This is a genomic window from Pseudoalteromonas sp. Scap03 (assembly GCF_013393115.1).
In the GTDB taxonomy this organism is placed as follows: Bacteria; Pseudomonadota; Gammaproteobacteria; order Enterobacterales; family Alteromonadaceae; genus Pseudoalteromonas.
The window spans coordinates 1,380,644-1,392,630 of sequence record NZ_VDEU01000001.1; the positions used below are offsets into that span (position 1 = coordinate 1,380,644).

The window sequence follows — 11,987 nt, forward strand, 5'->3', positions numbered from 1 at the left end:
ACTTATATTGGAGGGTGTTATGAATTCCTTAATTTTAATAAGCTTAAGCATTAGCGACTTTGTAGAAACACTAAGTTTAACTGCGACTTATGAAGATTGTTTTATGTTCGCATTCATTTTTATGTTATTAATATTTATTAATAAAAATAGTGCTATAAACAAAAACAATAGGCCAGAGGTATTAGTATGAGTTCGCTAAGTAGCTTTTCTCAACAAACGGATAAAACGTTTTGGAAGTATGGCCATTTAATTTTTACCGGCTTTTATTTATTGCCATTAATTATTAATTTTGACCAATTTACAAAAAGCCAAATGAGCCTATGTTTAGCTTTTTATATTGCTTTTATTATTTTGTACATAAAAGCAATTAACTGCAATAACACAAAAATTACCCCCTTATTTTTAGCCTTGCTCGCCATTTGTTTTAGCGCCACTTTTTTTACCTCTGGCACACCTACTTTGTATGGTTTTGTTGCTTATGTGGCAGGGTATAGTTATACCCAAAAGCAGCGGTATTATGCCGCATTAGCCATTATAGTCGCGCTTTTTACAAGTTCGTATTTAAGCGATATAGGAAAGCTTCAGTACTTTTTGGCTGTGGCATTAATATTATGTGCCGCCTTATTTAGCTATGGAATTGCAGCAAAAAGAGAGCGCGAACATAAAAAGCGCGAACAAGAAAGCGCAAAGCAATTGGAGCAACTAGCAGCCATTGCTGAGCGTGAACGCATAGCCCGAGATTTACATGATATTTTAGGTCACTCACTGTCATCAATAGCTTTAAAAGCTGAACTTGCGAATAAACTAAATCAAGGTGAACGATACGCGCAGGCTAATAACGAAATAGCCCAAGTAGCAGATCTTGCAAGACAGTTACTGAGTGATGTACGAAACGCGGTAAGTGATTTAAAGCAGCTCAACTTAAACAGCCAAATAACACAGCTAAAACAAACACTCAAAGAGCAAGGCTTTAACATAAAATTTAACGTTAATTTAGCGACGTTACCTGCCAAGGTTGAGGGCATTGCGAGTCTTATTATTAAAGAGTCAGTGACTAATTTATTACGCCATAGCAGCACAAAAATCGGTTCTATTAATATAGAACAAACAAAGCGGCAATTACTTATTGCCGTTATTGATAACGCGCCATGCACCACATTAAAAGCGGGAAATGGTTTAAATGGCATTAAAGAGCGAGCAGAGCAATTAAACGGCAGTGCAAAATTTACCTGTGGCGATACATTTACTTTAAACGTTGTACTGCCATTAAGTGCTGAGGATTTAAAATGATCAAAGTATATTTAGTTGAAGATCAAGCGCTGGTGCGCGACGCAGTTGCCGCTTTATTAAGCCTCGACTTTAATATTGAGGTAATTGGTCAAGCATGTAATGGGCGAGATGCGTTAAATGAAATCAGCGCGCTTAGTAAAGACTTACATCCAGATATCATTTTAACGGATATAGAAATGCCAAGCATAAATGGCATTGAGCTTAGTGAGCAAATAGCCGCTAAATATCCTGCAATTAATATGGTAATTATGACCACTTTTTCACGTGCTGGTTATATTAGGCGCTCTTTGAATGCGGGTGTTAAAGGTTTTATTTTAAAAGAAGCACCTAGCGAAGAGCTAATAAACGCGTTAAAAAAAGTAATGCAAGGGCAAAAGGTGATTGACCCAGAACTTGCCATTAATGCCCTAGACGATGCCGACCCACTCACAGATAAAGAGCGTAAAGCCTTAAAGCTTGCAAGTGATGGCTTAAAAACCAGCGAAATAGCAAAGCAGCTCTATATAAGTGAAGGGACAACGCGCAATTATTTATCTGATGCGATTGCAAAGCTCAATGCCACAAACAGGATAGATGCAGCGCGTATCGCTCGGCAAAAGGGGTGGTTATAAATAGCTTCTTTGATGATTACAAAAATAGGCACTTTATAAATTTTATACAACGTATTACTATTCAGTGCATAACTATAAAAGTAACGAAAAGTGCTAAAAGCGCAGCTAAATGCACTCAAAGAGGCTCGAATGACCGCATTAATAAAGATTACCACTGAGCAAAACGTGGCAATACTTACCATGAATACCGCTGAAAACCGCCATAACCCTAGTTTTATAGCTGAACTTAATCAACACTTAGATAGCATAGAAGCCAATGGCGATATTAACGCCGTAGTATTAACCTCAAGCAGCGATAAAAGCTGGTCATTGGGAATAGATTTACAGTGGATGGCAATTTCAGATAACACGCCTACAGTTATTGCTGATTTTATGAATTCGATAGGGCAGTTATTTAAACGCATAGTGACGTTTCCTATGCCTATCATTGCTGCACTAAACGGTCACACTTATGGTAATGGCTCGGTATTGGCATGTGCCTGTGATTTTCGGTTTATGAAATCGGACAAAGGCTTTTTCTGCTTTCCTGAAGTTGATGTACTGGTACCGTTTGTACCGTCTATGTTTCCGATTATTAATAAAGCGATTAATCCTCAATTTTTTAACCGCTTAGCTATGACTGGCGAGCGTGTTGATGCGCAAAAATTGTTACAACAAAATGTGGTAGAAGCAATTTTTGCTGATGAGCAAGCCTTGCAAGCGGGTGTGTTAGAGTTTGCGCAAAGCTTTAATAAAAATCGTTGGATATACGCTCAAAACAAAACCCAAATGAACAAACCAATACTCGATGTTATGGCTGCACAAGACTCGGCTTTTATTGAAAACATCAGCACGCTATTGTGGAAGAAACTACAGCAAAAGTAAGCTGTTTTTATAAAAGTGAGTAAGCATAACTACAGTTAATTTACTCACTTTCATGTGCATTAATTAAGTAGGTGTTAAGTGTTATTTAGCTACATTGCTACAAAATGCAAAAGCTAATAACGCTTTATTAAAAGTTTAATGGCTTTTACCTGTCTCATTTCGAGTATATGAGTTAAAATGCTTACATAACCAACTAACAAGATAGTGAATGTCAAACCAAGATCCAAATCTCAGTCGAGAACAAGAAAAGTACGAAAACCCAGTCCCTAGTCGTGAGTTTATACTTACTCACCTTCAAGAGCGTTCAAAACCTGCTAATTACACGCAACTATGCGAAGAACTCGCGGTCAACGATGAAGAACGACAAATAGCATTTAAGCGCCGACTTCGTGCCATGGAGCGCGACGGGCAATTGTATTTTAATAAATTTAAATGTTATGCCCTGATTGACGAAGCCGGTTTAACCAAAGGCAAAGTTGTCGGTCACAGAGACGGTTTTGGCTTTTTAGAAGTTGAAGGCGAGAGCAAAGACTGGTTTATTGCCAAGCATCAAATGAATATGGTGCTACATGGCGACATTGTTCTTGCGAAAGGCACTAAGCGTGGTTCAGGCTCAAAATGCGATGCCCGTATTATTAAAGTGCTTACTAATGAGCGAGCGCCTATTGTTGGCCGCTATTTTGTTGAGCATGGTATTGCTGTGGTGGTTGCTGAAGATCCGCGCATTACCCAAGATATTATTATTTTACCGGGTAACGAAAAAGGCGCACGCCACAACCAAATGGTGCAAGTGCAAATAACTCAAAATCCAAGCCGCAATATGAATGCGGTAGGTAAAGTGATTGACGTACTGGGCGAGCATTTAGCGCCGGGTATGGAAATTGAAGTTGCGCTGCGTAATCACGATATTCCACATGTGTGGCCTGAAGAAGTTGAGCAGCAAGTTGCCCACTTAGGTGAATTTGTTGAAGAAGCCGATAAGCAAGGCCGTGTTGATTTACGCGGCTTACCACTTGTCACTATTGATGGCGAAGACGCTCGCGACTTTGATGACGCTGTTTATTGTGAACCTAAAAAATCAGGTGGCTGGCGTTTATGGGTAGCCATTGCCGATGTATCCCATTATGTAGGTATGAACACGCCGCTTAACAAAGAAGCGATAGAGCGCGGTAATTCAGTGTATTTCCCTGAGCAAGTTATTCCAATGCTGCCAAAAGTATTGTCTAACGGTTTGTGTTCGCTTAACCCTGAGGTTGATCGCCTGTGTATGGTTGCAGAAATGACCGTATCGCAAGAGGGTAAGCTGTCGGGCTATAAGTTTTACGAAGCACTAATGAATTCGCATGCTCGTTTAACCTACACCAAAGTAAATGCCATTTTACAAAATGACGAAAAGCTCCGTAAAGAATACGCAGCTGTAGTGCCACATTTAACTGACTTACAGCAAATGTACATGGCATTAAAAGCAGCACGCCAAGAGCGTGGTGCAATTGAATTTGAAACACTCGAAACTCGTTTTGTATTTAACGCACAACGTAAAATAGAATCTATTGTGCCGGTTATTCGTAATGATGCGCATAAGCTGATTGAAGAATGTATGATTTTAGCTAATGTTTCGGCGGCTAAATTACTTGAGAAACACGAAGCAAGTGCATTGTTTAGGGTACATGATGAACCCGATAGCGAAAAACTGGGTAACTTTACTCAGTTTTTAACTGAGCTAGGTATTGAAAGCACGCTAAGCGACGAACCCACCCCGAAAGAAATTACTCATGTATTGGCTCGTTTAGGGGATCGTCCTGAAGCTGAACTTATTCAAACTATGCTGCTGCGCTCAATGAAGCAAGCGGTATATCAGCCAGATAACATAGGTCACTTTGGTTTAGCATTATCGGCCTACGCACACTTTACCTCGCCAATTCGCCGTTACCCCGATTTAGTGGTACACCGTGCAATTAAAGCGGTATTAAAAGCGCAAGGTCAACAAACGTCAGGTGAATACGCTTACAGCGATGATGAAGTCGATCAACTTGGTGAGCAGTGTTCTACCACTGAGCGCCGCGCAGACGATGCCACCCGTGAAGTAGCCGATTGGCTAAAATGTGAATACATGCAAGATCATGTAGGCACGGAGTTTAACGGGGTTATTTCATCGGTTACTAATTTTGGTTTATTTATTCGTTTAGATGATTTGCAAATTGATGGATTAATTCATGTTACCAATTTAGGTGATGAATACTTCCAACATGATGCGGCTAAACATTGCTTGGTGGGTGAACACACACATACGGTTTATCGTTTAGGCGATAAAGTAACTGTACAAGTTGCCTCGGTAAGCTTAGATGATCGCCGAATTAACTTAACGCTTAAAGGCGATGTGGCTCAAGATCGTTATGCGCGTCGTCGTGCGCCAAAAAAGAATGCCCCAGCAAGTGTTCGCTCGCAACTTAAAGCCGGTAAAATACCGGGTAAAAAGTCAGCAAGCGACAGTAAAAAACCAAAAAGTGGAAAAAAGCCTGCAAGTAAAGCTAAGGCAGCGGGTAAATCTAAAGTAACAGCGGATGACACCACCGCGAAGAAAAAAACCAAAAAGAAAGCGGTCAAAAAGCCTAAAAGACCAGGTAAAAATGCCCGTAAACGTAGTAGCCCAGGAGCAAACAATTCGTGAGTAATGAATTAATTTTTGGCTTTCACTCTGTTGAAGCAATTTTAGCAAAAGAGCCAGAGCGCTTTATAGAAATATACGCCCTTAAGGGACGTGATGATAAGCGTCTATCGCCTGTGATTGAGCAAGCGCGTCAGTTTGGTATTTCAGTACAGTTTATGCAACGAAAAGCGCTTGATAACAAAGCGAAAGATGAACAGCATCAAGGCATTATTGCCAACGTAAAAGCGGCGCGAGTGTTTAATGAAAAAGATCTCGATGAGATCATTGAACGCGAAGACACGCCATTTTTACTGGTACTTGATGGCATTACCGATCCGCATAATTTAGGTGCTTGCTTACGTAGTGCCGATGCAGCGGGCGTACATGCGGTGATTGTTCCTAAAGACAAATCAGCAAAGCTTAATGGCACAGCACGTAAAGTAGCCTGTGGCGCAGCAGAAACGGTACCGCTTATTCAGGTAACTAACCTTGCACGTACATTACGTGAAATAAAAGACGCGGGCGTTTGGGTTGTAGGTACTGCCGGTGAAACCGACACACATGTATTTGATGCCAGCTTAACAGGCCCAATGGCGATTGTGATGGGTGCTGAAGGCGAGGGCATGCGCCGCTTAACACGTGAGCATTGTGATGTGCTCGTTAAAATCCCAATGGCAGGCACGGTTTCAAGTTTAAATGTATCGGTAGCAACCGGCATTTGTTTATTTGAAGTGTTACGCCAGCGCGCAGAAACAAATTAAGCCTAAGCTAATCACATAGGCATTAAAAAGCCGAGATTGATTACATCAATCTCGGCTTTTTTGTACTTTTAAGTTAGCGCTTTATTAAAAGCTGTAAGAGTAACCCATTTGTACTGAGCGTGGCTTACCAGGTTGAATACCGCCATTTGCGCGGTTAGCAATGTAGGTTTTATCAAACAGGTTATCAACGCTTAGGTATACTTTTTGATTTTCATCAATTAAGTACTTAGCAGCTAAATCCCATACAACACGACTATCAATCGCATTTAAGCCTGAGTCAGAAAGGTCAGCATGTGCATCCGATACGTAACGTATTTGGCTGTTAACAACAAAGTTATTCACTTCGGCACCAAATGATAAAGCAACTTGGTTTTCTGGTACGTAAGGCATTGCATCGCCTTTTTCTACAGAGCCCCAAATTTCTGAATCAAATGTGTTTTTAAACTCTGAATCAGTGTAGGTGTAAGTCAGTTTAACTGGGAACGCAACTGATGCAGTATTAAACGTTCGACCAGCGCTAAATTCAAAGCCCGATACTTCTACTTCACCGTAGTTGTATTGGTCGCCAATGTTATCGTCGCTACAACCTACTGCAGCAGTACAGTTACCATGCATGTTGTCGTAATCAGAGTAGAATGCAATCACTTCACCGTTAAAGCCGTTTGCATTAAAACGAGAACCAAACTCAATGTTGACGCTTTCTTCTTCGTCTTGGTCTGCATTGCCTGGCGCTGCGGGTGCATAACCTTTTTGAATGCCTGCAAGTAACGTTACGTTGTCGTTAAGTGTGTAAGTAGCACCTAAAGACGGTACTAAAATTTCAGTATCGTTTGAAATGTCTTTCGTTAAGCCTTGGCTACGAGTTGGATCTGATTTAGCCCATTCTTCACGGGTAATAGTAATGTCTTCATAACGCAGACCTGCACTCACTACTAATGCATCCATTGTCCATTCGTCTTGAATAAATAGGGTGCTTGCTTTTGCGCTGTCTAAGCGATTGCTATTAGAGCCAGGTGCGCCTTGCGAAGTAAGAGTCATGCTTAAATCTTGATTAAGCGTGTATTTGTCTTCCCACTGGAAACGATCCATTTCATCTTCGTGGTAACGTACGCCAACCGTAATGTAGTGATCGCCCGCTGGAATGTGTAATTCAGACTGCACGCCTTTGGCTTGGTAGTCGCGGTTATTAGCTTTAACACCTATGTTTTCGATGCCTTCAGCCGTTGGGTTTGCTTCAAATTCACTGTATTGCTCAAGGTAGCTTTCGCTTACTTTACTGGCTTTGTACCAGTTACGGTGGAAGTCATTTAGATAAGCGGTTGCTAAAAATTCGTAACCTTCACCAAAGCGATATGCATAGTTTACTTGGTATGCATTGTGACGAGTGTTCATCTCATCGTTTTGCGATGCCGCATAACGACGGTTAGGATTTTCTTGGTAATCGGCGTTAGTTAAGCCCATGTACGTTTCGTCTGATGTTTCTTCAGAGTACTTAGCTTTAAACTCAATGTTGTGGGCATCGTTTTCACCAAAGGTATGGCCAAATTTTACCAGTACGTCATTTTTTTCAAAACCAGTGTTGTCATCGCCTACAGGTAATTCTTTAAAACCATCAGCGCCGTAAGAAAACACTTCAATTAAGCCAGCAGTGTTATTTTTTTCTTTAGCGAAGTAAGCGTGACCTTTATAGTAACCATCGCTACCAAGTGCCGCGTCAACCATACCCATAGAGCTATTTGCTTCAGTTGGTAAGCTGCGAGAAAGTAAATTTAATACACCACCGGTAGTGCGCGGGCCATATTTAACTGAGGCAGCACCTTTTAATACTTCAATAGATTCCATACGACCCATAGTCGGGAAGTAATAAGCCGATGGTGCAGAATAAGGAGCTGGTGCAACGAGTACGCCGTCTTCCATTACTGAAATTTTATCGTTACGGCCAGTACCTGTGCCACGCATACCAATGTTAGGACGCAGACCATAGCCATCTTCTTCTTGAACGTATACACCTGGTACTGATGCTAATACGCGAGAAATATCGGTAAATTCGAATTTTTGCAATTCTTCATCAGAGATAAATGTAGCCGATCCTGGAATATCGTTAATTGCTGCTTGTGAGCCAATAACGGTAATTTGTTCAAAGTTGCGTTCAACGCCGCCGGCATCTTTTGCCATTGCTGTAGCACTTAAAGACAGCGCTACGGCTGCAGTTAACGAGGAAACTAAAAATTTATGTGACATTGATTACCCTAAAAATAGTTCAACTACTAAAATTGGCGTAATTTAAACATGTTAACGAATGAGAATCAATATTATTAAGTTTTAGTTATATTTACATTTGCCGTAAAAACACGCTATTTTTATAACATTTTTAACTAAGTGTTTATTCTAATCTTATAAAATTAGGATAATGTATTGGCTGGTGGCGGTTATTTAAGCAGTGGGATAGCCTAAGCGCAGCTTAATAAATTCGGCGAGTTTAAATACCGCGTTTTCAGGTTCGCTGGCGGTTTTTACTAAACTAATACCTATGCTACCAAGCGCAGGTAAATGTTTAGTGTGTAAGTGATAGGCTAAATCGTTAGGTACGGTACTTTTTGCGAGCACTGTTATACCTAAGCCTTCTTTTAATGCGGCAATTAAACCGGTTAAATCGGCATTACTGTAAACAATACGATATTTAATGCCTGCTTTTTCAAGCGCCTGAGTTGCTCTGCGTCGATAAATACAGCCCTCAGGGGCGGTCACTAAGGTTACGGTTTCATTTTGTGCCAGTGATAGGTCGCCCACCCACACTAATTGGTCTTGAATAAAAATAGGGAATTTTTCTGAGTCTAGTTGCTCGTTAAGCGCTAACACTAAATCAAATTGATCTTGGCGCTCATCAGAGAGTAGGTGTTTACTTAAACGTGATTTTACTTCAAGTGATACCTCAGGGTAGAGCGCTACAAAATCGCCAATAATGGAGGGCAAAATACGCGCGGCAAATTCGCTAGGGATCCCCAAGCGCACTTTACCAGTTACACTTTCTGAGGTGAACAACTGCAAAATGGCATCGTTATGCTGCACCATTTGCTTTGCCATCGGCAGTAATAACTCGCCATATTGGTTGAGCACTTGTCGTTGCCCCTGCTTTTTAAATAATTTATAGCCGAGTAAGTCTTCTAAGCGTTTTACTTGTAAGCTCACCGCAGGTTGCGAAAGGCCAAGTAAATCGCCTGCTTTGGCAAATCCACCAACCTCAACCACCATAACAAAAGTTCGTAAACTGTCGGTTGAAATATTTTTCATATTTAAAATTACTATTTATATGGCTATATATATAAGTATTATTTATCAATTGATAAGTAATTACAATTTGTTGTTGTAAGGCTTGCGCAATATACTTTTGCTATTAAAGATTGATAGGTATTTGTTATGACTTTTAACCCGATTATGTTTGCCCGCCATAGCAACGCTAACAGCGCGGTTATAAATGCCTTACAAGCCGATAGCAGTCACGTTGTTATTGACTTTAGTGGTAGTGAAGCATCGGTATTTTTAAGTGCTATTTTAGGTCATGACCTCACCAAACTTACCGCTAGTGGCTTTGGCTTTAAAGGCACACTGGATGGCGATTTAAATTCTGATTTTAGCTACGCCGTTTACTACTTTAGCGAAACCGCCTTTCGATTTGTACTTCCAGTTAATGCTAGCCTGCAATTACAAGCGCTCATTAACGAGCAGCAGCTTAGATACGATATAGACTTTGTGGTACGCACCGACTTAGCGACCTTTACTTTAAAAGGCGACAATGCATTTGATACCTTAGTTGAGGCATTTAAACTAACCCCAGGGTTACGCCTTGCTGACGCGCAGCTTTGCTATGGCGCGCAAAGTGGTGATGTGTTTGTTACTGCAGTAGATCAAAACAATGAACAGCAGTTTATTGTTATTGCTAAAACGGCCACGCTTGATAAGTGGCAACAGTATATGCAGCAACAGGGCTTTAGTGTTACCAACACTCAAGCAGCCTAACGGGTAAAAAGTTAAAGATTACAATTTGGTAGGCTTAATAATGGCTACCATGTTATTCCCCCTCATTTAATTGAGGCCACGCCCACACACATGGGTTAATTTAAAAGTGAAGGAATATTATGACTTCTAAAACAGTATTACATGCAAAGCATCTTGAAGCCGGCGCAAAAATGGTTGATTTTCATGGCTGGGAAATGCCAATTAACTACGGCTCACAAATAGAAGAACACAACGCCGTACGTAACGATGCGGGTATGTTCGACGTATCACACATGACCATTGTTGATATACAAGGTGAGCAAGCACAAGCATTTTTACGCAAGCTAGTAGCTAACGATGTTGCTAAGTTAACCGTACCAGGTAAAGCGCTTTACACTGGCATGCTTAACGAGCAAGGCGGCGTAATCGATGACTTAATTATTTACTACTTTAGCGAAACATTTTATCGCTTAGTGGTTAACTCAGCGACCCGTGAAAAAGATTTAGCACATTTGGCTAAGGTGTCGAGCGATTTTGCTGTAACGGTTACTGAGCGCCCAGAATACGCCATGATTGCGGTTCAAGGCCCTAATGCACGTGCTAAAACAGCCCAGGTATTAAACGCAGACCAGCAAGCTGCAGTAGAAGGCATGAAGCCATTTTTTGGTGTTCAAGCCGGTGATTTATTTATTGCTACAACAGGTTATACTGGCGAAGACGGTTACGAAATTGTAGTACCAAACGAGCAAGCCGCCGATTTATGGCAGCAATTGCTTGATGCCGGTGTAGCGCCTGCGGGCTTAGGCGCGCGCGATACACTGCGTTTAGAAGCCGGTATGAACCTTTACGGCCTAGATATGGACGAAAGCGTATCACCACTGGCTGCTAACATGGCATGGACTATTGCATGGGAACCAGAAGATCGTGACTTTATTGGTCGTGATGTTTTGGTAAAACAACGTGCAGAAAAAAGCACTCACAAGCAAGTAGGTCTTATTCTTGAAGAAAAAGGCGTGCTACGCAGTGGTTCTAAAGTAATTGTTGATGGTGGCGAAGGTGTTATTACATCTGGCACATTCTCACCAACATTGGGCTATAGTGTTGCATTAGCACGTGTACCTCGTTCAACCGGCGACACGGCTCAAGTAGAAATGCGTAAAAAATTAGTTAACGTAAAAGTTGTTAAATCGGGCTTTGTACGTAACGGTAAATCAATAATCTAAATAATTTGGTTATACCAATAAATAAGTTAGCCTTATTCATTGGTATTCTCCCAATCTAAACCAAAGGATGAAAAAAATGAGCAATATCCCTAGCGAGTTAAAATACGCACCTTCACACGAGTGGGTTCGTAACGAAGGCGACGGCACTTACACTGTTGGTATTTCTGAGCATGCGCAAGAGCTGCTTGGCGACATGGTATTTGTTGAATTACCAGAAGTAGGCGACGAAGTAGATGCTGGCGAAGACTGTGCAGTAGCAGAGTCAGTAAAAGCGGCATCAGACATTTACGCGCCAATCAGTGGTGAAATTGTTGCCATTAACGAAGAGCTAGAAGATGCGCCTGAAACAGTAAACAACGACGCATACGGCGACGGTTGGTTATTCCGTATTAAAGCGTCAGAAGAGTCTGAGTTAGATAATTTATTAGACGCTGAAGGTTACGCGCATACAATTGACGAAGACTAATCGTTAATTAATAAAAGCCCCTCTATGTTAAAACATTGGGGCTTTTATGATTAAAGCGCTTATTTTTCCATACAAAGTAAGCAGCTAAATCATCACATATTTTAATCAATACTAGTTACCCATTAGTAT

10 protein-coding genes are annotated in these 11,987 nt (G+C 41.1%); 8 read left to right on the forward strand and 2 right to left on the reverse strand.

What is annotated here, in order from left to right; genetic code table 11:
- Positions 1-186 precede the first annotated feature (186 nt).
- From FHG08_RS06310 to rlmB, 5 genes are all read left to right on the forward strand, one after another.
- Entirely contained in the window at positions 187-1,290 is a 1,104-nt protein-coding gene (locus FHG08_RS06310; RefSeq protein ID WP_178954988.1) for a sensor histidine kinase, read from the forward strand.
- Positions 1,287-1,901 carry a DNA-binding response regulator gene (locus FHG08_RS06315; RefSeq protein WP_178954990.1) on the forward strand — a complete coding sequence of 205 codons (615 nt, stop codon included), beginning with the start codon at positions 1,287-1,289 and terminating at the stop codon, positions 1,899-1,901. The genes FHG08_RS06310 and FHG08_RS06315 overlap by 4 nt, the downstream gene beginning before the upstream one ends.
- Positions 1,902-2,030: 129 nt before the next feature.
- Complete coding sequence (locus tag FHG08_RS06320; RefSeq protein ID WP_178954992.1) at positions 2,031-2,765, forward strand: enoyl-CoA hydratase/isomerase family protein; 735 nt, start codon at positions 2,031-2,033, stop codon at positions 2,763-2,765.
- A gap of 208 nt (positions 2,766-2,973) precedes the next feature.
- The gene (gene rnr, locus FHG08_RS06325; RefSeq protein ID WP_178954994.1) at positions 2,974-5,433 is read left to right on the forward strand and encodes a ribonuclease R; all 2,460 of its coding nucleotides are present in this window, start codon (positions 2,974-2,976) and stop codon (positions 5,431-5,433) included.
- Positions 5,430-6,173, forward strand: coding sequence for a 23S rRNA (guanosine(2251)-2'-O)-methyltransferase RlmB (gene rlmB / locus FHG08_RS06330; protein ID WP_008112440.1), 744 nt, complete (start codon positions 5,430-5,432; stop codon positions 6,171-6,173). The genes rnr and rlmB overlap by 4 nt, the downstream gene beginning before the upstream one ends.
- A gap of 84 nt (positions 6,174-6,257) precedes the next feature.
- On the opposite strand, the gene FHG08_RS06335 is transcribed toward rlmB, so the two are convergent.
- Both FHG08_RS06335 and FHG08_RS06340 read right to left on the reverse strand, forming a co-directional pair.
- On the reverse strand, positions 6,258-8,414 hold the full coding sequence (locus FHG08_RS06335; protein ID WP_054202296.1) for a TonB-dependent receptor domain-containing protein: 2,157 nt from the start codon (positions 8,412-8,414) through the stop codon (positions 6,258-6,260).
- Positions 8,415-8,606: 192 nt separating this feature from the next.
- Positions 8,607-9,464, reverse strand: coding sequence for a LysR family transcriptional regulator (locus tag FHG08_RS06340; RefSeq protein ID WP_008465324.1), 858 nt, complete (start codon positions 9,462-9,464; stop codon positions 8,607-8,609).
- Positions 9,465-9,590: 126 nt separating this feature from the next.
- On the opposite strand from FHG08_RS06340, the gene FHG08_RS06345 reads away from it, so the two are divergent.
- From FHG08_RS06345 to gcvH, 3 genes are all read left to right on the forward strand, one after another.
- Positions 9,591-10,190 (forward strand): hypothetical protein, encoded by a 600-nt coding sequence (locus FHG08_RS06345; RefSeq protein WP_008465326.1) that lies wholly within the window; start codon positions 9,591-9,593, stop codon positions 10,188-10,190.
- A 119-nt stretch (positions 10,191-10,309) separates the two neighbouring features.
- A complete protein-coding gene (gcvT, locus tag FHG08_RS06350) occupies positions 10,310-11,392 on the forward strand; it encodes a glycine cleavage system aminomethyltransferase GcvT (protein WP_008112433.1) in 1,083 nt (360 codons plus the stop codon).
- Positions 11,393-11,468: 76 nt separating this feature from the next.
- Positions 11,469-11,858, forward strand: coding sequence for a glycine cleavage system protein GcvH (gcvH, locus tag FHG08_RS06355; RefSeq protein WP_008112430.1), 390 nt, complete (start codon positions 11,469-11,471; stop codon positions 11,856-11,858).
- Positions 11,859-11,987: the final 129 nt, after the last annotated feature.